Source organism: Microbacterium sp. bgisy203 (genome assembly GCF_057706945.1).
Genome location: NZ_JBYIPF010000003.1, coordinates 87,627 through 110,885 on the forward strand (window position 1 = coordinate 87,627; position 23,259 = coordinate 110,885).

Below are 23,259 nucleotides of genomic sequence, written 5' to 3' on the forward strand. Positions count from 1 at the left end.
GAAATTCTGCTCTTGTGCAGGAAAGGGGCGGTGCGGGGGCTATTCGACGTCGTGGGGGCCGGTGAGGATCTCGTCGAGGGTGGCGAGTGAGATCTCGGCATCCTCGCCGCTGTCGCCCTCTCTCTCGGTGAGTCGGAACGCCCAGCCCGCCTCGGTCGCGAACGCGATCGCCTTCTCGAGCCGCGGCGCCTCGACGATGTGCTCCTGACCGAAGAGGGATGCCGTGTACAGCGGCGTCTCGTTCGCCAGCGCATCGCGTAGCTCGGGCGTGGAGCGCCCGATCAGGCGGTAGAGGTTCTGCAGCTGCGCGCCGGTCGCGCTGGGGGATCCGGTGACGATGAGCGAGATCACGAGGTCGTCCATGCCCCCATCCTCCCAGCCCCTTCGTCCCCCGTCCCCCCCGGTCGTTGAGCGAGGCGCGTAGCGCCGAGTCGAAACGCCCCCCTTCGCCGATCGACTGCCCCGACGGGTCGAGTCCACCTCGCTGATCGAGTGCCCGCGCGCAGCGCGGGTGTATCGAGATCACCGCGACCGATGTGTGCCGAAACTCTCACACATAGATCTGCGGATTACGTGTCCGATCGGCTGTTTTCGGGGTCGGAATGTCGGAGCCCCTCGCGACAATAGGGGTATGGATCTCCTCACCGCCCCGTTCCGCGACCTGGCCGAACGCCTCGCCGCGACGGTCGGTGACGCGGCCCGCGAGCGGGCGTTCGAGCAGGCATCCGACACTGAACTCGCCACCCACCTCGGTACCGTCGCGGAGCTCGGACGCCTCGTCGAGGCCCTCCTGCTCGACGCGGTCGGTGAGACCGGACGGCGGTCGGAGAACCCGATCCGCGACGACCGGATGACGTCCCGGCTCGGGTGTCATGACCTGAACGAACTGATCCAACGGACCACCCTCGTGTCCCCGGCGACCGCGAACCGGGTGATCCGTGCGGCGAAGACCATCCGCCCCGCCGTGTCCGACACCACCGGGGAACTCCTTCCCGCCCCGTTCCCGTCGGTGCGGGGCGCGGTCCTGGAGGGGGTGATCGGGGTGGACGGTGTCCTCGCGATCACCGACCCCCTCCAGCAGACCGCGCCCCGCGTGACCGCGAAGGCGCGCCGCCAGGCGGCGGACGTGTGCGTGAGCGAAGCGCGGGGCGAAGGACCCGACGGGGCGCCACCGGCGTGCGCGGACCTGCTGAAGATCCACGCGCAGACGTGGGCGCTGGCTCTCGATCAGGACGGTGCGGAACCCCGTGAGCGTGTCATGGAACGGAAGCGTTCCCTCACCCTCGGGGCCCCCACCTCGCACGGCATCCCGATCCGCGGAACCCTGCTCCCGGAAGTCGCCGCGCAGCTGCAGACGATCTTCGACGCGCATTTGGCGCCGACCGTCACGTTCACCGACCCCTACGCCGATGACGGCGACGGGCCGGTCGCGCCGCTCGATGACCGCACCCGCCCGCAGAAGCAGCACGACGCCCTCGCCGCCGCGCTGGGCACCGCCGCCTCCAGTGGCCTGCTCCCCACCCTGGGAGGTGCCGCACCCACGCTCGTCGTGCATGTGGATGCCGGAGACCTCACCGCCGGCACCGGGTACGCGCACGCGCAGGGCTGCGATCAACCGATCAGCATCGCCGTCGCCCGCCACGTCGCCTGTTCGGGCGTCATCCAGCGCATCGCCAGCCGCCCCGACGGGCGCATCCTCCGCATCGGCACCGAAGAACGTGTCTTCAACCGGCACCAGCGCCGCGCGATCGCCCTCCGCGACGGCGGCTGCATCATCCCCGGCTGCGGTGTCCGCGCCGCCTGGTGCGAAATCCACCACGTCACCGACCACGCCCATGGTGGACCCACCCACACCGACAACGGCGTGTTGCTCTGCTGGTACCACCACCGCTTCCTCGACCGCACCGGCTGGAAGGTCCGCACGAACAACGGCATCCCCGAAGTCATGCCACCCGGCTGGTTCGATACCTCGCACCGATGGCGACCCGTCACCACCTCACCGACACGACTGCGCAGGAAACTCCTGCGCACGTGACGCGCGCCGCGGGCCGACGCCCGGACCACGAGGGCACGAGGGCAAGGAGGGCAAAGAGAAGGCCGGTCGGAGAGGCTTCCGACCGGCCCGTGTCCCTTGCACCAAGAGTGTCCTGCAATCACATGTAGGTAGCTGCCACAGCAAAACAACTACCGTGCGAGCACTCTATAACGACCAGGTAACGGTGATCAAGGCCTCGGCGTTACCTTTTCGTGATTCTTTTGAACCTCACAGAATCGGTGCCCATCTGACCCGCCGACGACGTTGATTCTGTGTCCGCCTGGGCGGGGGAGACGCCGTGCTCCAAAAAGTGCGGGAGAACGCTCCCGGGAGATCGACCTCGCCGACCGGCATCCTCGACAACTGCGGAGAAGTTCGCCGAGTCCAGCGGTTCGCGGGGCGAAGTGCGCCGGGTTCGTAGGATGACGGGCGTGAAGGTGCTCGGGATCGACATTGCTTCCGCCCTCGCCGATCGCTGGGTGGACTGGTGGATGCTGGAGACGCACCCGTTCGTCGTCCCTGCGGGGCTCGCCGCCGAGCGGGCCTGGCCTGACGCGCGGTCGCGCGGGTCGAGGACGGCCGCCGGCCGAGCCGACACGCTGAGGTGACAGGAGCGGAGTGGGATGACTCCGCCTCAGTCGTCCCCGGAGCGCGCGCGATCGCCGGCACCTTCCCCGAGCGCAGCGGCCCGAACTGCTTTGGCGCCGTGATGCCGCCGCAGGCACAAGCCCTCGCAGGGCTGGATGTCGCCGACCAAGGTCCTCGCCGTGCGCGACGGGAAGTGCAGCTCGCGGAGCCCCGGGCTACGCCTGCACCGCTACATCTTGGTGCGGCCGTGACCCCGCGCGCGCAAGGATCCGGCCCGCGCGGCTGAGGCATCCTTCACTGGACGCGTTCGTCGAGAACACGGACGCCGTTCCCGCCAAACGCGACCACTGAGACCCGCGCGGTGCCGCGCTCCGCCCGCCGCGGTCAGGCGAACGGCGCGAGGGCCACGGCGAGCATGCGGTGTCCTTGGCGCTCGAACTCCTCGTCCCCGACCTCGTATGCCCAGACCGCGGTGCCGACTGCCTCGCGAAGCTGATCGATGGCCCATACCTCCGGGTCGCGAGGGTCAGGCCCGTAGCCGTCCAGGAATGCTCCCTCGAGCGCAGGATCTATCGCCCACTGCTGCACGGCGAGTCGGCACAGGTCGGTCGCCGCCGGCCGATGCTCGAACCTGCCGAAGTCGATCATGCCCACGCGCGCGCCGTCGTACACCCAGTTCCGTGGATGCCAGTCGCCGTGGGTCGCGACGACCGCCACCGGCCTTGCCGTGTACCGGGAGAGGACGTCGCGCGCGAGCGCCGCCGCGTCGTCGCGGATGCGGTGCTCCCGGTCGAGCCTCGTGAGCGCCTTCGCCGTCACGAGTGCCTCGTAATCCGGATCGAGTCGCGCGTCGTCGCCGTGGAACGCCCGCAGCAGGACGCCTGCCTGTCGATGCACTTCGGGCGAGAACTCGGCCGGGGTTCCCTGCACGAGATCTCCCGCGAGATAGGTCGTGATGAGCACGCCGGCCTCGGCATCCGCCGCGATCAGCTGGCTGGCCAGCCCGGCGCGAGCGAGGGGTGCGGTCGCGGTCTCGTGCGCGGCGATCTCGCGCGCGATGTGGTGGTTGTGCGGGCCTCCCGCCTTGACGACGTACTCGCCTGCGGCCGAGCGGACGCGGAGCACCGTCGTGTCGCCGAGCGGCCAGGACATGTCGGTGACGAGCTCGTGTGCGCCGATCGCGGCGACGACGACGTGCTGCTGCCGTGGGCTGAGCGGACGGGTCATCGGGCGGCGCGCGCGACGAAGACCATGAGCGGCGCGCTCCCCTCGAACGGCGTCTCGAGCCCGTCGCCGGAGACCGCCTCGACGTCGAAACCGGCTGCTTCCAGGTCGCGTGAGACGGTTTCGAGATCGCGGAACACCAGATCGAACCGGTCGATGACGGTCTCATCGGCTTCCACGAAGTAGTTGGATGCCTCGATTCGCACCGTGCCGGGAGCGATCTCTTCCGCCGTCATCCATTCGATGAGTTCTCCGTGCCTCGTGTGTCGCGTGCTGCGCGTCGGCGACGACCAGTCTTCCCACGCCCGGGCGTCGGGATTGCGCGTCTCGAAGGCGAGCGTCGCCCCGGGCCGCATCACCCGGCGCAGGTCGCGAAGGGTGCGACCCCACGCGTCGTCACCGATGTGCTGCGCGACGTTGCCGGTCATCAGCGCGTAGTCAAAGCCGCGGGCGGGCAGGGCGCGAGAGTCCCCGCGGATCCAATCGACCTGGTCGCCACCGGGGCGTGCGCGAGCGACGTCGAGCATCGCGGCGGAAGGATCGACGCCGACCACGGAGCGCCCGGGTCGGGCGAGGGTCGTTGTCAGCATGCCGGTGCCGCAGCCGAGATCGACGATCGCCGAGGCATCCACGTCAGCCGCCAACGCCCGGTAGAAGTCGTGGTCAGGGCCGTCCGGATTGTCGATGTCGTAGAGCTCGACGAGTCGCGGATCGTCGTAGGCCATGCCCCCACGCTATCGGCGGCGCGCGGCCCAGGCATCCTGGTGTGGGCACGTTCGTCGAGAACCCGCGAGGCGGTCCCGCTGAACGCGACCACTGAACAGCCGCGACGCGCGGGATCACGGCATCCGGAACACCAGACGGTCCTCCGGCGCGAACACGTGCTCGTCGTCGCAGCGGTAGCCGCGCAGCCATGGCACCCCGTCGACGACGCGGAGGTAGAAGCCCTTCGGATAGTCGTCGTCGAGGCGCAGCGGTGCACTCGCGACGGTGAGCGAGGCCGAGGGCGCGCGCCCGGCGTTCATCACCGAATCCGGCGCGGATGCCTGAGCGAGGGTCGCGAACCGCAGATAGGGCCCTGCCTGCGGCGGGCAGAGATCGAGCCCCGCGGCGCGCGCAGCGCCGAACACGTCGGCCAGCGTCCCTCCGTTCGGAAGCCCGAGTTCCGCGACCGACCGGTCGACGAACGCGATCTCCGTCGGCGCCTCGGCGCGCTCGAACGCGGCATCTGCGAGGAGCGTCTCCGCGTACGCGTTGAGGTGGATGCCGGCGCGTCGCAGTTCCGCGACGAGGTCGGCGCGGGCCCTGCCCCCGACGACGATGCGCAGGCCGTCGCGGGGGAGCGTGGGATCAGGCATCCCTCAAGGGTAGGGGGAATCTCGATACACGCCCGCTGCGCGGGCGCACTCGATCAGCGGGTGGGTGAGGGCCCTCCGCACGCGCGAACTCGGTCAGCGGATGGTGGGGCGCCCAAATCGTGGGCGCAGATCGCGCTCTCCCGGGATTTCGTGGGCGCAGATCGTCCTCACCGCGCGCGGAGGCGACGATTCGCGCCCACAAAACCTCGGGCCCCAGATAGAACCCGGGGCGCCACACACGAGAACGCCCCCGCTGGGGGCGGGGGCGTTCTGCGTTGGGGGAGTGAGGGGTTACTTGAAGGCATCCTTCACGTTCTCGCCGGCCTTCTTCACGTCGGCCTTGGCCTGCTCAGCCTTGCCTTCGGCCTCGAGCTTCTCGTTGTGCGTGATCTTGCCGAAACCCTCTTTGGCCTTGCCGCCGAGGTCCTCAGCGGCGTTCTTGATCTTGTCGTCGAGTCCCATGGGGTGCCCCTTTCTGTCGCGAACACCTCGAAACTACGAGCGCGAGGCGCGGATGCCGAGGGGGTTGACGCATCTTCGGAGGGGCGCTAGTTCCGCGACGGCATCCCATGACGATGTGTGACGGCGAGGTGGCCAGCACGCCCCACGCATCCTTACCGTGAGGGGCGCGCCGATGCAGCAACGCGCACACCCGCACCACCTCGAGCACCACCGGCACAAGCCGCGCCCCGCACCCCCGAACTCCGCGCTCACCCTTGCGCACGCACCAGAGGACCACGCACATGTCAACCTCACGCCTCTTCGCGACCGTCGCTGCGGCTGCGCTCGCCCTGTCGCTCACCGCCTGCGGCGCGTCCAGTCCTGACGCGGGCTCGTCCAGCGGCGCCGCAGACGACAAGACCGACATCAAGATCGGCTTCAACCCCGGTCCCTACAAGGAGATGTTCGAGGGAGGCATCCTGCCGATCCTCGAGAAGGAGGGCTACGACGTCGAGACCGTCGACTTCACCGACGGCATCGTCGTCAACGTCGCGGTCGACCGCGGCGAGATCGACGCCAACATCATGCAGCACCCCGTCTACCTCGACTTCGTCAACGCGCAGGAGGGCCTCGACAATGCGGCGCTCGTGCAGGTGCCGACCCCGCGCATGGGCCTGTTCGGGGGCAAGCAGACCTCGCTCGACGACGTCGCGAAGGGCGCGACCGTCACGGTTCCCAACTCTCCCTCGAACCTCTACCGTGGCCTGCTGATCCTGCGCGACGTGGGCTGGATCGACTTCGACGACGTCGACGACCCGAACACCGCCGACCTGTCGATCATCACCGACAACCCCCACGAGCTGAACATCACCCCGATCGAGAACGCACAGCAGGTCCCCGCGCTGCAAGACGTCGACTACGCGACGATCCAGGGGAACTTCATCGTCGCGGGTGGACTCGACTACGACGACGCGCTCGCCGTCGAAGACCAGCTCGTACAGTTCTCCAACGTCGTCGCCGTGCGTTCGAGCGACCTCGAGTCGGGCTGGGCGAAGGCGATCGCGGCGGCATACCGCTCGCCCGAGTTCATCGACTACATCACGAGCGACCCGCAGTACGACGGATACAACCTGCCGGCCTGGTTCGAGTGAGTTCGGACGTCTCCGCGAGCCCTGACGTCGCAGGGGGGATCGTCTTCGACGATGTATCGAAGACGTTCCCCTCGCGGAAGGCCGCCGCCACGACGGCCCTCCGCGGTGTCTCTCTCGATATCCGTCCGGGGACGATCCACGGCGTGATCGGCTACTCGGGCGCCGGCAAGTCGACGCTCATCCGCCTCGTCAACGGCCTCGAGAAGCCCACGTCGGGCCGGGTCGTGGTCGGAGGGACCGATATCGCGGCGCTGCGGGGTGCGCGCCTGCGCGCGGCGCAGAAGAGCACCGGCATGATCTTCCAGCAGTTCAATCTGCTCTCGACCCTGCGCGTGCGTGACAACGTCGCCCTCCCGCTGCGCCTCGACGGCGTCTCCGCGGACGAGGCTCGCACGCGCGCCGACGAGGTCCTCGAGGTCGTCGGCCTGTCGGCCAAGGCCGAGAGCCAGCCGGGCGACCTGTCGGGGGGCCAGAAGCAGCGCGTGGGCATCGCACGCGCCCTCGCGCGTAACCCCCGCGTGCTCCTCGCCGACGAGGCGACGAGCGCCCTCGACCCCACCACGACCACGCAGATCATCGATCTGCTCCGCACGATCAACCGCGATTTCGGCACGACGATCCTCGTCGTCACGCACGAGATGGACGTCATCAAAGACCTGGCGGACGAGGTCGCCGTCATGGCCGATGGACAGGTCGTCGAGCAGGGACCCGTGCTCGATCTCTTCGTCCGCCCCCGCGCGCAGATCACCCGCGACTTCGTCTCCACCGTCATCCCGCAGGGTCTTCCCGACCGCGTCCTCGAACACCTCGGCCACGACGGACTGTGGCGGCTGTTGCTGCTCGATGACCAGGTGACCCAACCGCTCGTGTCGAGCCTGGTCACCGACGTCGGTGTCACCGCGAACATGCTCCACGCCGACATGACCGAGATCGGAGCCCACACCGTCGGACAGATGATCCTCAAGATCGAAGGCTCGTCGCGGCAGGTGGCCGACGCGCAGGCCTTCCTCCGTCCGCGCGTCGCCCATTTCGAGGAGGTGACCGGATGAAGGTTGCCCCGTGGACGCTCGTCACTCCCGAGATGTTCTTCAAGGCTCTTGCCGAGACGCTGCAGATGCTCGGTGTGGCTCTCGCGCTCGGCTCGCTGCTCGGCATCGTCATCGGCACGGTGCTCGCTGTCACGCGCCCCGGCGGGGTGCTGCAGAACCGGCCGGTGAACGTGGCCCTCGGCGTCGTCGTCAACCTGATCCGTTCGCTGCCGTTCATCATCCTGCTCGTCGCCATCCTCCCCTTCACGCGGCTTCTGGTCGGCACGAGCATCGGCGTCTGGGCGGCCATCGTGCCCCTGACCGTCATGATCGCGCCCTACATCGGTCGCCTGGTCGAGAACTCCCTGCTCGAGGTTCCCGACGGGGTGATCGAGGCGGCCCGATCGATGGGGGCGACGCCGCTGCAGATCATCGGACGGTTCATGCTGCCCGAGGCGCGCAGCTCGCTGATCCTCGCGATCACGATCGCGTCGATCGGGCTCATCGACGCCACCGCCGTCGCCGGCATCGTGGGCGCGGGCGGCATCGGCGACCTCGCCCTGTCGTACGGGTACCAGCGCTACGACGGGTTCGCGATGCTCATCACCTGTGTGACGCTCATCCTGCTGGTCCAGGGGATCCAGGTGCTCGGCACTTCGATCGCGCGACGATACCGGAGGCGCTGAGCGTGGCATCCTTCACCGCGTCGGCACGCGTGCGCGCGCTACCGCAGAACTTCTGGGGAGCGATGGATGCCGAGGTCGCCCGGCTCCGCGCAGAACCGGGCGCACCCATGATCGACGTCTCCAAGGGCAACCCCGATCTGCCGACGCCCGAGCACATCGTCCGCGCCATGCAGTGCGCCGTCGCCGACCCCGCCAACCACCGCTACCCCTCCTACGCGGGCCGCCCGGCCGTGCGCGAGGCGATCGCGCACCGCTACCGCCGCGATCACGGGATCGAGATCGACCCCGCGACCGAAGTCGCGGTGTTCCACGGGTCGCACGAGGCGCTCATGGCCGCGGTGCTCGGCCTCGCCGACCCGGGCGATCGCGTCATCGTCCCCGATCCGGGGTACCCGATCTACGTGTCGGCGATCGATCTCGCGGGCGCGCGCGTCCATCCCGTGCCGCTGAGCGAGCCCGACTATCAGCCCGACTTCGCCGCCCTCGACGGCATCGACCGTGCGGCGGTCGTCCTGTTGAACTACCCGCACAATCCGACCGGCGCGCTCGCCGCCGACGACACCTTCCCTCGCGCGCTCGACGCGTCCGAGCGGCTCGGAGCGGCGTTCGTCCACGACTTCGCCTACGCGTCGCTCGGCTTCGAGGCGCCTCCGCGTTCCGCGCTCAGCGCCGACCCGCAGAAGGAGCGCACGGTCGAGATCCAGACGCTGTCGAAGACCTACAGCATGGCGGGGTGGCGATTCGGCTTCGCGGCGGGAAACGCCTCGATCATCGCGGCGATGACGCGTTACCAGTCACACGCGTTCTCGACGATCTTCGGCGCGATGCAGGATGCCGCCGCCGCCGCGCTCTCGGGCGACCAGTCGGCCGCGCGCGAGCTCGTCGACGTGTATCGGCGTCGTCGAGACCTCGTCGTCGCCGGACTTCGCGAGATCGGCTGGGACGTGATCGAGCCGGAGGGGACCTTCTTCGTCTGGGCGCGGGTTCCCGGCGGCGGCGACGCCGTGCGCTTCGCCGACCGGCTGCGCACAGAGGCGAGAGTCGCCGTGGCGCCGGGAGACGGGTTCGGTCCGCGCGGACGCAGCCACGTGCGGCTGGGACTCGTGCACGACGACGCCGTTCTCGCTGAGATGATCGAAAGGCTCGCCGCACTGACTCTTCCAGGCCGCCCGCCGCGTTGACCCGGCGCCGCGAACGGCGAACCGCACGTCCGCTTCCCTCACAGCCCGAAAGGAACCCCATGGCCGAGATCGAGAGCTTCACCCTGGACCACACTGCTGTTCTGGCGCCCTACGTGCGCAAGATCGGCGTCGAGCACGGACCGTCCGGAGACGCGATCACGAACTTCGACGTGCGCTTCGTGCAGCCCAACGAGGGCGAGATCCCGACGGCCGGTCTCCACACCATTGAGCATCTGCTCGCGGGGCTCCTCCGCGACCGCATCGCCGGGGTGATCGACATTTCGCCGTTCGGATGCCGCACGGGCTTCCACCTGCTCATGTGGGGCGAGCCGGAGGTCTCCGAGGTCGCCCGCGCGCTGACGAGCAGCCTGTGTTTCATCGCCGACGAGGCGACCGAGAGCGACGTCCCGGGGGTCTCCGCGGTCGAATGCGGGAACTACCGCGACCACTCGCTGCACTCGGCGCGCGAATGGTCGCGGCGCATCCTCGACGACGGCATCAGCCTCGACGCGTTCTCGCGCGTCCTCGCCTAGTCTCGCCCGGCGTCGCTCAGTACCAGCCGTTCGACTGGGAGTGGCCCCACGCGCCGCAGGGGGTGCCGTAGCGTCCGGAGATGTAACCCAGGCCCCACGCGATCTGCGTCGCGGGGTTGGTCGCCCAGTCGGCGCCGGCCGAGGCCATCTTGCTGCCGGGGAGCGCCTGCGGGATGCCGTACGCCCCGCTCGGGTTCGCGGCGTTCACGCGCCAGCCCGACTCCTTGTTCCACAGCGACACGAGGCACGCGAACTGGTCGTCGCCCCAGCCGTAGCTCGCCGCCATCATCGACCGGGCGATGCCCTGCGCCGATGCGGGGTCGACGTTCACGTTGACCGACGGCACCGACACCGAGCCGCCCGACGACGACCGCGCGGCCTTCTCGGCGGCGGCCTTCTCCGCGGCGGCCTGCTCGGCCGCGGCCTTCTCGGCGGCGGCCTTCTCGGCGGCGGCCTTGGCCTCTGCGGCGGCGTTCACGGCCTCGATCGCGGCGGCCTGTGCGGCGGCTTGTGCGGCGGCATCCTCTTCGGCCTTCTTCGCGACGGCGGCGTCGAGCTGGCCGCGCAGCGTCGCCGTCTGCACGAGCACGGACTGCGTCTCGGCCTCGGTGTCGGCGCTCAGCGAGGGCACGAGCATCACGGGCGTCACGTCGATGTTGCCGAGCTTGTCGATGTGCTCGCTCAGGGTGCTGGTGTCGATGACGGTGCTCGGGACATCGAGCGTGAGGCCCGACGCGGCGATGTCGGCGGTCACGTCGCGTGCCGCGGAGACGGCTGCGCGAGCCTTGTCGAGCGTCGACTCGCCGCGCGCGGTGATGGTCGAGAGGGGAGCGGAGACGCTGTGCGCGCGCGAAGAGTCGCTCTGCCCCGCCGCGTCCGGTGCGTTCGGGGGGAGGGCGGCGCCGGTCGCGCCGATCGAGGTGGCGACGAGCCCGGCGCAGATGAGCGCAGGCGTGACGAAGCGGAGAGAGAGACGGGGCATACGCGTACTTCCGGTAGATCAACGTCGCGGCGGCAGAGCGCTACCAGCGGCGTGCGTCCTCGGGTTGGACACGAAGGTCACAGGTTGGCAACGTTTTCTGGACAGACCCGGTACGAAACCTGAAAGAAGCCTGAATGCGGATGCTGGAATGTACACGCCGAGGTCCGCGACATCCGTTGGCCTGACCACAACCGCGGCGGGGGTCTTTCGGGGTGTCGGGGGCCAGGTATAGAGTCACCGCAAAGGCGACTTTCAGGCCACGTCCAGGGAGATGAAAGCATGGCTTACGACCCGGCATCCGAGATCATCGACGCGGTCGGCGGCGCCGACAATGTCGAGAGTCTGACCCACTGCGCGACGCGGCTCAGGTTCCAACTGCGCGACGGCGACAAGGCCGATAAAGACACCGCCGAGAAGATCCCCGGAGTCCTCGGAGCAGTGCCGCAGGCCGGCGATCGCTTCCAGGTCGTCATCGGCGGCGGCGTTCAGAACGTCTATAACGAGATCATGGCGCTGCCCTCGATGTCGGGCGCGCGCACGGCGACGACGACAGCCGACTCCGACGCCGACATCAAGGCCCGCGAGCGCGCGAAGGGCCCGCGCGGAAAGAACGCCTGGCTCGACACGCTCTTCGAGTACCTGTCCGACTCGTTCCGCCCCATCCTCGGCGCCCTGCTCGGGGCATCCCTGTTCATCACCTTCATGGCGCTCATGGCGACGCTCGGCGTCATCCCCGCGTGGAACTCGCCCGGCGTCACCCTCGACCCGTCGTGGGCGTTCGTGAACCTGATGTGGCAGTGCGTGTTCGTCTTCCTGCCGCTCATGGTCGCGTACAACGCCTCGGCCAAGATCGGCGCCGACCCGTGGGTGGGCTTCGCGATCATGGCCGTGCTCATGCTCCCCGGCTTCACCGCGCTCGGTGAGGGCGTCGAGAAGACGCCGCTGTTCGGGTTCGAGCAGGCGCAGGTCGCGATCGTGCAGATCTGGGGCTTGCCGATGCCGATCGCCGACTACTCGTCGCAGGTGTTCCCGCCGCTGCTGATGGCCGCGGTCCTCGGGCCGCTCTACAAACTGCTGAAGAAGATCATCCCGGCCAACCTGCAGCTCATCTTCGTGCCGTTCCTCGCGATGCTCATCATGATCCCGCTGACGGCCTTCCTCATCGGCCCCATCGGCGTCTACGTCGGCGCGGGACTTGCGAGCTTCCTCGCGGCGATCAACTCCTTCTCGCCGTTCATCTTCGCGATCGTCATCCCGTTGGCGTATCCGTTCATGGTGCCGCTGGGTCTGCACTGGCCGATCAACGCGATCATGCTCCTCAACATCCAGACCCTCGGCTACGACTTCATCCAGGGCCCCATGGGTGCGTGGAACTTCGCGTGCTTCGGTGCGACCGCCGGTGTCCTCTTCCTCGCGTGGCGCGAGAAGGACAAGGACATGAAGCAGACGGCGACCGGTGCGCTCGCGGCGGGTCTGCTGGGTGGCATCTCCGAACCGTCGCTGTACGGCATCCATCTCCGGTACAAGCGGATCTATCCGCGCATGCTCGTCGGATGCCTCACGGGTGGCCTCATCATCGGTATCGGTTCGCTGGTGCTGGGCCTGAAGAACGGCATCACGACGCAGGCGTTCGTGTTCACGTCGCTGCTCACGATCCCGGCCTTCAACCCGATCGGGTTGTACACGATCGCCGTGCTCAGCGCGTTCTTCGTCGCGATGGCGCTCATCATCTTCTCGGGTTACAAGGACCCGAAGGACAAGGCGGCCCCGGCGGTGGCGGGCGCGGCCGACGGCAGCGACGTCGTGGGAGGCGTCCGCGACGAGGCCGCGTCGGTCTCGGAGGTCGCCGGAGGCAGCGAGCTGCTTCCGGATGCCGGAGCAACCCGGGCCGGAGGTACCGCGACCGCGGGGGCGGCGACCGCCACCGCCGTCGCGGCCGGGACGGCGACCGCGGCCGCGCCGAAGGGCGAGGGTGAGACGACCGAGGTCGGTGCGCTCATCCAGATCGCATCGCCCCTCGACGGCAACGCCGTCTCGCTCGACACCGTGCCCGACCCTGTCTTCGCCGGCGGAGTCATGGGTCCGGGCGTCGCGATCGAGCCGTCGGGCGACACCGTGTACGCGCCGGGAGCCGGCACCGTGGTCGCGGCGCAGCCCACCGGTCACGCGTTCGGGCTGAAGCTCGACAGCGGTGTCGAGGTGCTGATCCACGTCGGCATCGACACGGTGAACCTCAAGGGCGAAGGCTTCGACGTCAAGGTCGTCAACGGCGACAAGGTCGAGACCGGATCGCCGCTCGTGGTGTTCGACCGCTCCGTCATCGAGAAGGCGGGCTACGCGCTCATCACCCCGGTCATCGTGCTGAACGCGGATGCCTTCGACACGGTCGACCCGGTGAAGCTCGGGCCCGTCTCGCACGGCGAGCCGCTGCTGGACGTGCAGACGAAGGCGTAGTCCGGGCGGTTGCGGCGTTTCGACTCGCTGAGCGAGCGCCGCAGCCGCGAGTCGAAACGGCCTCAGGTCCCGGCGCGCAGCGCGACCACGGCATCCCACACGGCGTCGGCGACCTCGCGCTTCGCGCCTGCGACGTCGGCGACGAGGGCGTCGTCTGCGCCGAGGAGCAGCACACGGTTGTCGGCGCTCTCGAATCCGATGCCCTCACCCACGGCGTTGACCGCGAGGAGGTCGACGCCCTTCCGGGCGCGCTTGCGGCGTCCGCGCTCGAGGAGCTCCTCGTCAGACGACGCGGTCTCGGCGGCGAACCCGACGATCGTCTGGCCCGCGCGGCGTCGCGCGACGAGCCCCGCGAGGATGTCCGGGTTCTCGACGAGATCCAGACGGGGGATGCCGTCTTCCTTTCGGAGCTTCTCGGCCGAGGGCGACGCGACCCGGTAGTCGGCGACAGCGGCGACCATCGCGACGACGTCGGCGGTGGCCGCGGCATCCGTCATCGCCGTCTCGAGCTCGGCGGCGGACCCGGCCCGCACGAGCGTGATGCGCGGGTGGTTCACTGCGGCATCCAGCACGCCGTCGTCGACGTGCGCCGCGACGAGCGCGACCTCCGCGCCGCGCTCGGCGGCGGCGAGGGCGAGCGCGGCGCCCTGGCGTCCGCTCGAGCGGTTGCCGAGGTAGCGGACGGGATCGATCGGCTCGCGGGTGCCGCCCGTCGAGACCGCGAGGCGCACGCCGTCCAGATCTGCGCGATCGGAGGCATCCGTGTCTGTACTGCGCACGACGCCGCCCGCTACGACGCCCGCCGCCACCTGCAGCGCCGCCGCGACGATCTCGTCGGGTTCGACCATGCGTCCCGGCCCGCTGTCTCCGCCCGTGAGAGGCCCATCGGCGGGACCGACGATGTGGACGCCTCGCGCGCGCAAGGTCGCGATGTTGGCCTGCGTGGCCGCGTGCTCCCACATCGCCGTATGCATCGCGGGGGCGACGACGACGGGCGCGGTCGTCGCGAGGAGCGTCACACCGAGGAGGTCGTCGGCGATGCCCGCCGCCATGCGCGCGAGGGTGTTCGCGGTCGCCGGGGCGATGACGACGAGGTCGGCGGACGTTCCGAGGGCGACGTGTCGCACCTGCGCGACGTCGTCATGGACGCTCGTCGTGACAGGATTCCTCGAGACGGCCTCCCACGTGGTCGTCCCGACGAAGCGCAGCGCGTCGGCCGTGGGAACAACGTGCACCTCGTGACCGTTGGTCACCAAGGCGCGCACGAGGTGCACCGTCTTGTACGCGGCGATGCCGCCCGTCACGCCCACGACAACGAACATGGTCCGATCCTCCCACGGATGCCTCGCTCGAGGCCTCGCGCGGAGGCGGCAGAGAGGTCACGAGCACCGTGTGCACCGTCATCGTCCACGTCCCTTCCGAGCCCGACGAGGCCGTCCGACTGCTCGCGGTGCGCGACGAGGACCCTGCCCGCACGTGGGATCCGCTCGGTGCGTGGTGGCCCGAGCTCCCCGGTGTCGTCGGCGTGCGCGACCGCCGCGCGGGCGGCGCGTGGCTCGCGGCCGACGCCGACCGCGGGCGCGTCGCGGTGATCCTCAACCGCGCCGACGTCGTGACCGACGGCGCGGAACCCCTCGCGTCGCGGGGGAGGGTCGTGCTCGACGCCGTCGAGGGGCGGATGCCGGAGGGTCAGCCCCGCACCCACGGCTTCAATCTCGTCGAGGTGAGCGCGGGGGAGGCATCCGTCACGATGTGGGATGGCGCCTCGGTGCGCCGCGTTGTGCTCGAACCCGGGATCCACATGATCGCGCACGACGACGTCGACGACCCCGCCACCGCACGCATCGCCGCGTGGCGCGACGCGTTCGCCGCGCCGGTCGATGAGGGCGGCTGGGCAGGTGGTGGTGCGGGCGGCTGGGCGGATGACTGGGCGGGTGCGTGGCTCGACATCCTCGAGCGCACGAGCGCCGTCGGCCCGGTCGATGACCGCGCGATCGTCCGCGACAACCGCCCGTTCGGGTATCCGACGCTGTCGCTGCTGGTGTGTGCGGCCTCGGCCGGCCCGGACGGCGTCGACGTCCGCTACGGCGAGTTCGACCAGCCCGGCGCCTGGAACCGCCCCGTCCTCGCCTGACGCGGCATCCGTCGCGCTCATGCCGGTCGCGCTCTGCGGCTCGCCGCGCGCCCCGCGTCACGTCGCGACGTGCCGCGCGTCGCCACTCGCCGTGCCGCGCCTCGCCGCTCGCCGTGCCGCGCGTCGCCACTCGCCGTGCCGCGCGTCGCCACTCGCCGCGCCGCCCCTCGCCGTATCACGCGCCCCCATGCCCCCGAGACCGCGCGTTCTCGACGAGACCCGGCGTTGTCATCGGGGGTCTCGTCGAGAGGAGGCGGTCTCGCGGGGTGGGGAGGGGGCATCGGCGCGGGGTGGGGAGTGCGCGTCCGCCAGGGGCGGGGTGGGCGTGTCGGAGGCCGGTGGTAGCGTCGCGCGCATGGACGGGGACGAGCCCGAAGTGGTGTTCTTCGCGGATGCCGCGGCGTTCCGCACCTGGCTGGCCGAGAACCACGACTCGGCGAGCGAGCTGTGGATGGAACGGCGACCGAAGGGGCATCCCGAGCAGGGCCTCCGGTGGGAGGATGCCGTGCCCGAGGCCCTGTGCTTCGGATGGATCGACTCGACGAGCCGGCGCATCCGCGAGATGCGTGCGCAGCGGTGGAGCCCCCGGCGTCCGGCCTCGAACTGGAGCGCCGTCAACATCGCCCACGTCGAGCGCCTCACCGCCGAAGGCCGCATGCACCCGGCGGGGATCGCCGCGTACGAGAAGCGACGCCCCGAGCGCAGCGGCGTGTACGCCTATGAGAACGCCGACGCATTGACGGATGCCGAAGAGGCGGCGATCGCCACCGATCCGGCCGCCGCGGCGTTCTGGGCCGAGGCGACGCCCGGCTACCGGCGCCTCGCGGCGAGCTGGATCCACGGCGGCAAGCGTGAGCAGACGCGCGCCGATCGACTGGCGGCGCTCGTCGCCGACAGCGCCGCGGGGCGGCTCATCCCGTTGCAGCGCTACGGGGACGCCCCCGCGTGGCTCGCCCGCGCCGCCGCCGCGGCCCGCGCCGCCGACCCCTCCGATCGCTGACCGGGGGTTGCGCGCGCTCAACGACCGAAGGCTGCGCGGCCCGAGGATGCGGCGCCGGGGTCAGTGGGGGAGGAGAGTCGGGAGCGCCGCGAGGTACCCCTCGGCGTCGAAATCGGGCATGAGGGTCTTCTGCAGGATGAACCCTGGCGCCGTCGAGAGCACGATGGGCCCGACCCGCTCGGCCCACAGGCGGGCGTCCCCCTCGACCTTGTCGGGGTGCGCCGCCGCCCAATCGGCGATGGCGCCGACGACGGTCGCGCGCAACTCGAGGAAGACCTCGCGCACGAGCGCGCGGATCTCGGCGTCGACGGCCGCTTGTCCCCAGAGCTGGGGCAGGACCGCGCTGATCTGTTCGCCGCTGATTCCGGAGATGAGCGTCGCCATGACCTCGCCGGGGGCGAGAGGTGGGTCTTCGCGTCGACGCGCCTCGAGCTCCGACCGGCGGGTGTGGAGGATGCGCGTCGCGGCGGCGACGAAGATCTCGTCCTTCCCGCCGGGGAAGTTGCCGTAGATCGCGCCGGCCGACAGCCCCGACTCCGTCACGAGGTCGGCGATCGACGTGCGCCCGAACCCGCGCGAAAGGAAACACCGGATCGCCACGTCGACGATCTCGTCGCGGCGCGCCTGACGGTATTCGTCGCTGACCTTCGGCATCCGTGTCCTCCTCCCGCTTGTCGATCCTAGAGGGAGCGAGTATAAAGAACGAGTATTCGTTTTCTTAAGTTCGCCAGGAGTTGCCATGGCCGCCCCCACCCCCGTCATCCACACGCCGCACACCCCGGTGCGGCGCGTCGGCGTGCTCTCTCTTGTTCTCGCGGCGGTCGTCGCGGTCATCGTCCTCGCCTTCGCCTGGCCGAGCGTCACGGCCGCGCCGCACGACCTTCCCGTCGCCGTCGCCGGCCCCGACCAGGCCGTCGACGCGGTCACCGACGCGGTCGCCGAGAAGCAGCCCGATGTCCTGGAGTTCACGCGCGTGGACGATCGGGATGCCGCAGTGGTGGCCATCGAGAAGCGTGAGGTGTACGGCGCGATCGTCCTCGGCGATGCTCCCGAGGTGCTCATCGCCTCTGCGGCGAACGCGTCGGTCGCGCAGCTGCTCACCGGCATCGCGGGCGCTCTCGAGGGTCAGGTGAACGCGCAGGCGGCCGCCGGCGCCGCCGCGGCGGGAGCTCCGGCCCCGGCCCACATCGCCGTCACTGTGACGGACGTCGTACCCCTGGCATCCACTGATCCGCGCGGAACGGGCCTCACCGCGGCGATGTTCCCGCTCGTGATGGGGGGAATGCTCGGCGGCATCGTGATCTCCCTCGCGATCATCGGGGCGATGCGGCGCGTGCTCGCGGTGGTCGTCTACTCCGCCGTGGGCGGGCTCGTGCTCACCGGCATCCTCGACGGATGGTTCGGGGTGCTGCAGGGGGACTTCTGGGTCCAGTGGGCGGCCATCGCCCTCGCGCTCGCCGCGATCGCGGCGCCGATCACGGGCGTCGTCGCGCTGATCGGGCGTGCGGGCATCGCCGTCGGGCCGATCGTCATGCTGCTCTTCGCCAACCCGATCTCGGGCGCCGCGATGCCGCGCGAGTTCCTGCCCGGCGCGTGGGGTCAGATCGGCCAGTGGTTCCCGCCGGGAGCTGCCGCGAACCTGTTGCGCGATGTGGCCTACTTCCCGGATGCCGACGCGAGCTTCTCCTGGCTCGTGCTCGCCGGATGGACCGTCGGCGCCCTGCTGCTCTCGGTGATCGGGCACTTCCGCACCGCCGGCGGCGCCGAGCCCGACGAGCTCGCCACGCACGAGGACGACCCCGTCGCCGCCGCCGTCTGACGGCATCCCCGCCGCGCCTCCCGTCCCCCTTCCCGCGAGACCGCGCGTTCTCGACGAAACCCCGGGCGAAAGACGCGGGTCTGGTCGAGAACAGGCGGTCTCGCGGGAAAGAGGCCGCCCGCCCCGTCCCCGCCGCGAGACCGCGCGTTCTCGACGAGACCCCGGGCAACAAACGGTGGTCTCGTCGGGAACAGGCGGTCTCGCGGGAAAGGCGCGGCCCCGCCCCGTCCCCGCCGCGCCCAGCCCGTGCCGCGCGCGGCGCGGGGTCAGGACCGGTGGGCGCGGTAGTAGTCCAGAAGCGCGCGCGTCGAGGCATCCTGTGCCGCGTACGCGTCGTGGTCGCCGTCGACGGCCGGCGCGATCTGCAGCGCGAGCTGCTTGCCGAGCTCGACGCCCCACTGGTCGAACGAGTTGATGCCCCAGATGACACCCTGCGTGAACGTGATGTGCTCGTACAGCGCGATCAGCTCGCCGAGGACGCGCGGCGTCAGCGCCGGAGCGAAGATCGACGTCGTCGGGCGGTTGCCCGGGAACGTCCGGGCCGCGACCAGCGCGCCGGTCGTGCCCTCGGCTTCGACCTCGGCGGCCGTCTTGCCGAAGGCGAGGGCCTTCGTCTGCGCGAGGAAGTTCGCGAGGAAGAGGGCGTGCACGTCGCGGCCATCGTCGTTGAGCGGATACGCGGGGTTCGCGAACGCGATGAAGTCGGCGGGGATCAGGCGCGTGCCCTGATGGATGAGCTGGTAGAACGCATGCTGCCCATTCGTCCCCGGCTCGCCCCAGAAGATCTCGCCGGTGTCGGTGGTCACGGGCGACCCGTCCCAGCGGACGCGCTTGCCGTTGGACTCCATCGTCAGCTGCTGCAGGTACGCCGCGAAGCGCGAGAGCTGCTGCGCGTACGGCAGCACCGCGTGCGACTGCGCGCCGAGGAAGTTCGTGTACCAGACGTTGAGCAGGCCCATCAGCACCGGCACGTTCTGCGCCAGCGGTGTGGATGCCATGTGCTCGTCCACGGCGTGGAAGCCCGCCAGCAGTTCGCGGAACGAGTCCGGGCCCAGCTCGATCGTGAGCGACAGGCCGATCGCCGAGCAGACCGAGTAGCGTCCGCCGACCCAATCCCAGAATCCGAAGGCGTTGGCCGTGTCGATGCCGAACGCCGCGACCTTGTCGAGGGCCGTCGACACCGCGACGAAGTGGTGCGCGACGGCATCCGTCCGCTGCGCGTCGGACCCGTCGATCACCCCTGCCTCCTGCAGCCCGCGCCAGAGCCACATGCGCGCGAGACGCGCGTTGGTGAGCGTCTCGAGCGTCGTGAAGGTCTTCGAGGCGACGATGAACAGCGTCGTCTCGGGGTCGAGATCCTTCGTCTTGTGGGCGAGGTCGAACGGGTCGATGTTCGACACGAATCGCGCCTCGATGTCGCCCCCGAACGGCTCGAGCGCCGCGGAGATCATGGCGGGGCCGAGGTCGGAGCCGCCGATCCCGATGTTCACGATCGTCTTCACGGGCTTGCCCGTGACGCCCACCCACTCGCCCGAGCGCACCCGGTCGGCGAAGACGGTCATGGCGTCGAGCACCTGCTGCACGTCGTGGTCGATATCCTGCCCGTCGACGGTGAGCGTCGGCTCCGAGCCGGGCGGACGGCGCAGCGCCGTGTGCAGCACGGCGCGGTCCTCGCTCGTGTTGATGTGGTCGCCCCGGAGCATCGCCGCGAACCGCTCGGCGACGTGCGTCTGTTCGGCCAGGCGCACGAGCGAGGCGAGGATGCCGGCGTCGACGAGGTTCTTCGACAGGTCGACGCGGAGGTCGGCGAGGTCGAACGTCAGCGCCTCGACGCGCGACGGGTCGTCGCGGAACCAGGCGCGCAGGTCGGGCACGAAGGCATCCTTCGCGGCGGTGAGTTCGGCCCAGGCCGACGTGGTCGTGGGATCGATCGGAGCGGTCACAGCTCCACGCTAGCGCGCGGGATTCGAACCGGCGAGGGATGCCGTTGAGCGTGCGGTCCGAGCGCGTCGCCGTACGCTGTGACGGTGAGCGCATCGCCGTCCGTGGTCCTGCTCGCCGGCGGCGCCGGCGGATCCGCCTTCGCCGTGGGGCTCCGCGACGAACTGCGCGCCCGCGGGGGTGAACTCACCGTCGTCTGCAACACCGCCGACGACCTGTGGCTCGCGGGGCTGCGCATCCAGCCCGACGTCGACTCGATGCTCTACGGACTTGCGGGCGTCAAGGACACCGCGAAGGGCTGGGGCCGCGCGGGCGACTCGCTGCGGGTCGCGGCCGAGCTGCACGCCTGGGGCGTCGGTTGGGACTGGTTCGAGCTCGGCGACCTCGACCTCGGTGCGCACATCTCGCGGACGTCGTGGCTGCGCGAGGGGGCGAGCCCGACGACGGTGCTGGCGCGGCTGCAGGCGCGGTGGCGCGACGAGATCGGCGCGACGCTGCTGCCGATGACGGATGCCGAGGTCGAGACCCACGTGGTGATCGAGGACTCCGGCGATGCCGGCGGCGCCGTGACGATTCACTTCCAGGAGTGGTGGACGCGCTACCGCGCGACGCGCGAACCCGAGCGGTTCGAGAACCCGGGCATGACCGGCGCGCGGCCCGCCCCCGGCGTGCTCGAGGCGATCGCCCGGGCGGATGCCGTCGTCTTCGCCCCCTCGAACCCGATCGTCTCGATCGGGCCGATCCTCGCCGTTCCGGGGATCCGCGACGCCGTCGCCGCGGCGCCCGGCCGCGTGGTCGGCGTCTCTCCGATCATCGGGGGAGCGCCCGTCCGGGGCATGGCGGACGTATGCCTGCGGGTCGCGGGCGTCCCGTGCTCTGCCGACGGTGTCGCGGGCCATTTCGGTGCCCGTGCGGACGGCGGCCTGCTCGACGCGTGGCTCCTCGCGGAGGAGGACGCGGCTCTCGCCCCCGCCGTCGCCTCCCTCGGCATCGACGCGCACGTTCGTCCGCTGTGGATGGCCGGGCCCGACCTCACCCGCGCGCTCGCCGCCGACACGCTCGCCGCCGCCGGGTTCTGACCCTCCCGGCCGTCCGCGGTTCACAACTCCGGAGAATCGGGCCTCGGCCGAGAGGGTGGGCGCTTTCGGGGTCGTTTGCGCGCGAATCTCCGGAGTTGAGAACGCCGCGCCGCCGCGACCCCCGTACCGTCACCCGAGCGGCGGCGCCTCCGCGGCGCGGGCGAGGGCTTCGGCCACGGGGTGCGTCCCCGACGCGAGCGCCCCGCCGGTCACGCGCACGTGCGGCCGCGGATCGGCACCCGGGACGGATGCCTGGAACGGCATACCCGCGCCGACCGCGATGCCCTCCGCAGCCAGGTGCACGAGCGCGGCACGCTCATCGGCCACCGGCATCCACAGGTTGATGCCGTCGGGAGCGCCGACGTCGACGCCCAGGCGCAGGAGCCGCGCGGCGAGCCGGTCGAGCCGGTCGCGGTAGATGAGACGCGCCGTCCGCACCCGGGCGATGGCGCCCTCATCGGTGAGGAGTCCGGCGAGCACGGTCTGCAGGAGGCGTGAGGTCCAGCCCGGTCCGAGCATCCGCCGCGCGACGATCCCGTCGACGACGTGCGCCGGGCCGCCGAGGGCCGCGATGCGGAGGTCGGGCCCGTGCGACTTCGAGAAGCTCCGCACGTGCACGACGCGCTGCGGCAGCCACGTCGCGAGGGTGACCGGAGGCGCCGTGCAGATGAGCGCCGAGTGGTCGTCCTCGATGATGAGCGCGCGGCTCCCGCCCGGGTCGTCGATGACCGTGCGGGCGAGCTCCCGTGCCCGCGCCTGCGACATCGAGACGCCCGTCGGGTTCTGCGCGCGCGGCTGCAGGATCACGGCTGCGACCCCGCGACTGAGAGCGCGTGCGAGGGATGCCGGGGTCACGCCGTCGGCGTCGCTGCGCAGAGGCACGACCTCGACGCCCATCGCGTCGAGCAGGTCGAAGAAGTACGGGAAGCCGGGGGACTCGACGGCAACACGCTCGCCGAAGCGGACGGTGACCTCGAGCGTCCGCGCGATGCCGTCGAGCGCGCCGTCGACGACGGTGATCGCCTCGACGCCCGCGCTCGGCCACGCCTCTCGCAGCAGCGCTTCGAGCTCGGGGAGCACGGGCAGATCGTGATAACGGCCGGTGTCGGCGCGCTCTGCGACGCGCGAGAGTGCGGCGTGCAGGGGCGGCAGCATCGCCGGATCGGGCGTGCCGAGCGACAGGTCGATCCGAGGCTCGGCCGCGGCGCCGGCCGTCGGGCGCGCGGCAAGGCTCTGCACGTGCGGCGTGAGCTCGCCCCGCTCGGCGCGGACGAAGGTGCCGGCACGCCCGCGCGCGACGATGAGTCCCGCGCGGGCGAGCGCGGTCCAGGCCGCGCCGACCGTTCCCGCCGAGACGCCGAGCGCCGCCGACACGTCGCGCACCGTCGGAAGGCGCTCGCCGGGGGCGAGCGTGCCGTCGTGGACGAGACGCGAGATCTCGGCGGCGAGCCCGGCGGGACTGCGCTCGCCCAATGCGGTGGGATCCAGCACGCGTCCACCCCTCCCGGTGCTCGACGCGACGCCGGTCGGCATCCGCGATCTGTTTACCGCCGCGTCACATTCGGAAATTGTCGGGAAATGTTCAAGCGAAACAGTAACAGGAATCGGCGGTTCGACTCCCGACG

General features: G+C 70.7%; 22 protein-coding genes. 12 read left to right on the top strand and 10 right to left on the bottom strand.

All coding sequences use genetic code 11. From position 1 onward, the window contains the following. Positions 1 to 39: 39 nt before the first annotated feature. Complete coding sequence (locus AC3ENQ_RS06250) at positions 40 to 363, bottom strand: hypothetical protein (RefSeq protein WP_431802774.1); 324 nt, start codon at positions 361 to 363, stop codon at positions 40 to 42. A gap of 268 nt (positions 364 to 631) precedes the next feature. Between AC3ENQ_RS06250 and AC3ENQ_RS06255 the strand changes: the two genes are divergently transcribed. Together AC3ENQ_RS06255 and AC3ENQ_RS06260 are read left to right on the top strand one after the other, a co-directional pair. Continuing rightward, complete coding sequence (locus AC3ENQ_RS06255; RefSeq protein WP_431802776.1) at positions 632 to 2,035, top strand: HNH endonuclease signature motif containing protein; 1,404 nt, start codon at positions 632 to 634, stop codon at positions 2,033 to 2,035. Positions 2,036 to 2,466: 431 nt separating this feature from the next. Next, the gene (locus AC3ENQ_RS06260) at positions 2,467 to 2,643 is read left to right on the top strand and encodes a hypothetical protein (RefSeq protein WP_431802778.1); all 177 of its coding nucleotides are present in this window, start codon (positions 2,467 to 2,469) and stop codon (positions 2,641 to 2,643) included. A gap of 364 nt (positions 2,644 to 3,007) precedes the next feature. Here the strand turns inward: AC3ENQ_RS06260 and AC3ENQ_RS06265 are convergent, their stop codons facing one another. The 4 genes from AC3ENQ_RS06265 to AC3ENQ_RS06280 form a co-directional block, all read right to left on the bottom strand. After that, positions 3,008 to 3,850, bottom strand: a complete 843-nt coding sequence (locus AC3ENQ_RS06265; RefSeq protein WP_431802780.1) for a phosphotransferase — start codon at positions 3,848 to 3,850, stop codon at positions 3,008 to 3,010. Beyond that, complete coding sequence (locus tag AC3ENQ_RS06270) at positions 3,847 to 4,572, bottom strand: class I SAM-dependent methyltransferase (RefSeq protein WP_431802782.1); 726 nt, start codon at positions 4,570 to 4,572, stop codon at positions 3,847 to 3,849. The genes AC3ENQ_RS06265 and AC3ENQ_RS06270 overlap by 4 nt, the downstream gene beginning before the upstream one ends. A gap of 114 nt (positions 4,573 to 4,686) precedes the next feature. Continuing rightward, positions 4,687 to 5,205, bottom strand: a complete 519-nt coding sequence (locus tag AC3ENQ_RS06275) for a hypothetical protein (protein ID WP_431802783.1) — start codon at positions 5,203 to 5,205, stop codon at positions 4,687 to 4,689. 291 nt (positions 5,206 to 5,496) lie between these two features. Continuing rightward, positions 5,497 to 5,667, bottom strand: coding sequence for a CsbD family protein (locus AC3ENQ_RS06280; protein WP_431802785.1), 171 nt, complete (start codon positions 5,665 to 5,667; stop codon positions 5,497 to 5,499). 281 nt (positions 5,668 to 5,948) lie between these two features. Here AC3ENQ_RS06280 and AC3ENQ_RS06285 point away from each other — a divergent pair, with 281 nt between their 5' ends. Genes AC3ENQ_RS06285 through AC3ENQ_RS06305 form a run of 5 tightly spaced genes read left to right on the top strand, consistent with a single transcriptional unit; the run spans position 5,949 to position 10,225 of the window. Beyond that, a complete protein-coding gene (locus AC3ENQ_RS06285) occupies positions 5,949 to 6,797 on the top strand; it encodes a MetQ/NlpA family ABC transporter substrate-binding protein (protein WP_431802787.1) in 849 nt (282 codons plus the stop codon). Then, the gene (locus tag AC3ENQ_RS06290; protein ID WP_431802789.1) at positions 6,794 to 7,846 is read left to right on the top strand and encodes a methionine ABC transporter ATP-binding protein; all 1,053 of its coding nucleotides are present in this window, start codon (positions 6,794 to 6,796) and stop codon (positions 7,844 to 7,846) included. Before AC3ENQ_RS06285 ends, AC3ENQ_RS06290 begins: the two co-directional genes overlap by 4 nt. Then, positions 7,843 to 8,511, top strand: a complete 669-nt coding sequence (locus tag AC3ENQ_RS06295) for a methionine ABC transporter permease (RefSeq protein ID WP_431802791.1) — start codon at positions 7,843 to 7,845, stop codon at positions 8,509 to 8,511. Before AC3ENQ_RS06290 ends, AC3ENQ_RS06295 begins: the two co-directional genes overlap by 4 nt. A 2-nt stretch (positions 8,512 to 8,513) precedes the next feature. After that, positions 8,514 to 9,692, top strand: coding sequence for an aminotransferase class I/II-fold pyridoxal phosphate-dependent enzyme (locus AC3ENQ_RS06300; RefSeq protein WP_431802793.1), 1,179 nt, complete (start codon positions 8,514 to 8,516; stop codon positions 9,690 to 9,692). A 59-nt stretch (positions 9,693 to 9,751) separates the two neighbouring features. Then, positions 9,752 to 10,225, top strand: coding sequence for an S-ribosylhomocysteine lyase (locus tag AC3ENQ_RS06305; RefSeq protein WP_431802795.1), 474 nt, complete (start codon positions 9,752 to 9,754; stop codon positions 10,223 to 10,225). 16 nt (positions 10,226 to 10,241) lie between these two features. Here AC3ENQ_RS06305 and AC3ENQ_RS06310 read toward each other — a convergent pair whose 3' ends face one another. After that, complete coding sequence (locus AC3ENQ_RS06310; RefSeq protein WP_431802797.1) at positions 10,242 to 11,207, bottom strand: aggregation-promoting factor C-terminal-like domain-containing protein; 966 nt, start codon at positions 11,205 to 11,207, stop codon at positions 10,242 to 10,244. Between the two features lie 279 nt (positions 11,208 to 11,486). Here AC3ENQ_RS06310 and AC3ENQ_RS06315 point away from each other — a divergent pair, with 279 nt between their 5' ends. Beyond that, positions 11,487 to 13,661 (top strand): glucose PTS transporter subunit IIA, encoded by a 2,175-nt coding sequence (locus AC3ENQ_RS06315; RefSeq protein ID WP_431802799.1) that lies wholly within the window; start codon positions 11,487 to 11,489, stop codon positions 13,659 to 13,661. 62 nt (positions 13,662 to 13,723) lie between these two features. Here the strand turns inward: AC3ENQ_RS06315 and coaBC are convergent, their stop codons facing one another. Then, on the bottom strand, positions 13,724 to 14,983 hold the full coding sequence (gene coaBC, locus AC3ENQ_RS06320; RefSeq protein ID WP_431802801.1) for a bifunctional phosphopantothenoylcysteine decarboxylase/phosphopantothenate--cysteine ligase CoaBC: 1,260 nt from the start codon (positions 14,981 to 14,983) through the stop codon (positions 13,724 to 13,726). 68 nt (positions 14,984 to 15,051) lie between these two features. Here coaBC and AC3ENQ_RS06325 point away from each other — a divergent pair, with 68 nt between their 5' ends. Next, the gene (locus AC3ENQ_RS06325; protein ID WP_431802803.1) at positions 15,052 to 15,795 is read left to right on the top strand and encodes an NRDE family protein; all 744 of its coding nucleotides are present in this window, start codon (positions 15,052 to 15,054) and stop codon (positions 15,793 to 15,795) included. Positions 15,796 to 16,150: 355 nt separating this feature from the next. Next, on the top strand, positions 16,151 to 16,795 hold the full coding sequence (locus AC3ENQ_RS06330) for a YdeI/OmpD-associated family protein (protein ID WP_431802805.1): 645 nt from the start codon (positions 16,151 to 16,153) through the stop codon (positions 16,793 to 16,795). Between the two features lie 60 nt (positions 16,796 to 16,855). Here the strand turns inward: AC3ENQ_RS06330 and AC3ENQ_RS06335 are convergent, their stop codons facing one another. After that, positions 16,856 to 17,449 (bottom strand): TetR/AcrR family transcriptional regulator, encoded by a 594-nt coding sequence (locus tag AC3ENQ_RS06335; RefSeq protein WP_431802806.1) that lies wholly within the window; start codon positions 17,447 to 17,449, stop codon positions 16,856 to 16,858. An 85-nt stretch (positions 17,450 to 17,534) separates the two neighbouring features. Between AC3ENQ_RS06335 and AC3ENQ_RS06340 the strand changes: the two genes are divergently transcribed. Then, a complete protein-coding gene (locus AC3ENQ_RS06340; RefSeq protein ID WP_431802808.1) occupies positions 17,535 to 18,614 on the top strand; it encodes a hypothetical protein in 1,080 nt (359 codons plus the stop codon). Positions 18,615 to 18,880: 266 nt separating this feature from the next. On the opposite strand, the gene pgi is transcribed toward AC3ENQ_RS06340, so the two are convergent. Next, positions 18,881 to 20,557 carry a glucose-6-phosphate isomerase gene (gene pgi, locus AC3ENQ_RS06345; RefSeq protein ID WP_431802810.1) on the bottom strand — a complete coding sequence of 559 codons (1,677 nt, stop codon included), beginning with the start codon at positions 20,555 to 20,557 and terminating at the stop codon, positions 18,881 to 18,883. Positions 20,558 to 20,641: 84 nt separating this feature from the next. On the opposite strand from pgi, the gene cofD reads away from it, so the two are divergent. Continuing rightward, positions 20,642 to 21,634, top strand: coding sequence for a 2-phospho-L-lactate transferase (cofD, locus tag AC3ENQ_RS06350; RefSeq protein ID WP_431802811.1), 993 nt, complete (start codon positions 20,642 to 20,644; stop codon positions 21,632 to 21,634). A gap of 129 nt (positions 21,635 to 21,763) precedes the next feature. Here the strand turns inward: cofD and AC3ENQ_RS06355 are convergent, their stop codons facing one another. Then, positions 21,764 to 23,125, bottom strand: a complete 1,362-nt coding sequence (locus tag AC3ENQ_RS06355) for an aminotransferase-like domain-containing protein (protein ID WP_431802813.1) — start codon at positions 23,123 to 23,125, stop codon at positions 21,764 to 21,766. Positions 23,126 to 23,259 lie beyond the last annotated feature (134 nt).

What these genes read in the sequence shown, in the direction of transcription:
- AC3ENQ_RS06250 (WP_431802774.1), bottom strand. Translation starts at nt 363, where the DNA reads ATGGACGACCTCGTGATCTCGCTCATCGTCACCGGATCCCCCAGCGCG.
- AC3ENQ_RS06255 (WP_431802776.1), top strand. Translation starts at nt 632, where the DNA reads ATGGATCTCCTCACCGCCCCGTTCCGCGACCTGGCCGAACGCCTCGCC.
- AC3ENQ_RS06265 (WP_431802780.1), bottom strand. Translation starts at nt 3,850, where the DNA reads ATGACCCGTCCGCTCAGCCCACGGCAGCAGCACGTCGTCGTCGCCGCG.
- AC3ENQ_RS06270 (WP_431802782.1), bottom strand. Translation starts at nt 4,572, where the DNA reads ATGGCCTACGACGATCCGCGACTCGTCGAGCTCTACGACATCGACAAT.
- AC3ENQ_RS06275 (WP_431802783.1), bottom strand. Translation starts at nt 5,205, where the DNA reads ATGCCTGATCCCACGCTCCCCCGCGACGGCCTGCGCATCGTCGTCGGG.
- AC3ENQ_RS06280 (WP_431802785.1), bottom strand. Translation starts at nt 5,667, where the DNA reads ATGGGACTCGACGACAAGATCAAGAACGCCGCTGAGGACCTCGGCGGC.
- AC3ENQ_RS06285 (WP_431802787.1), top strand. Translation starts at nt 5,949, where the DNA reads ATGTCAACCTCACGCCTCTTCGCGACCGTCGCTGCGGCTGCGCTCGCC.
- AC3ENQ_RS06295 (WP_431802791.1), top strand. Translation starts at nt 7,843, where the DNA reads ATGAAGGTTGCCCCGTGGACGCTCGTCACTCCCGAGATGTTCTTCAAG.
- AC3ENQ_RS06305 (WP_431802795.1), top strand. Translation starts at nt 9,752, where the DNA reads ATGGCCGAGATCGAGAGCTTCACCCTGGACCACACTGCTGTTCTGGCG.
- AC3ENQ_RS06310 (WP_431802797.1), bottom strand. Translation starts at nt 11,207, where the DNA reads ATGCCCCGTCTCTCTCTCCGCTTCGTCACGCCTGCGCTCATCTGCGCC.
- AC3ENQ_RS06315 (WP_431802799.1), top strand. Translation starts at nt 11,487, where the DNA reads ATGGCTTACGACCCGGCATCCGAGATCATCGACGCGGTCGGCGGCGCC.
- coaBC (WP_431802801.1), bottom strand. Translation starts at nt 14,983, where the DNA reads ATGTTCGTTGTCGTGGGCGTGACGGGCGGCATCGCCGCGTACAAGACG.
- AC3ENQ_RS06330 (WP_431802805.1), top strand. Translation starts at nt 16,151, where the DNA reads ATGGACGGGGACGAGCCCGAAGTGGTGTTCTTCGCGGATGCCGCGGCG.
- AC3ENQ_RS06335 (WP_431802806.1), bottom strand. Translation starts at nt 17,449, where the DNA reads ATGCCGAAGGTCAGCGACGAATACCGTCAGGCGCGCCGCGACGAGATC.
- AC3ENQ_RS06340 (WP_431802808.1), top strand. Translation starts at nt 17,535, where the DNA reads ATGGCCGCCCCCACCCCCGTCATCCACACGCCGCACACCCCGGTGCGG.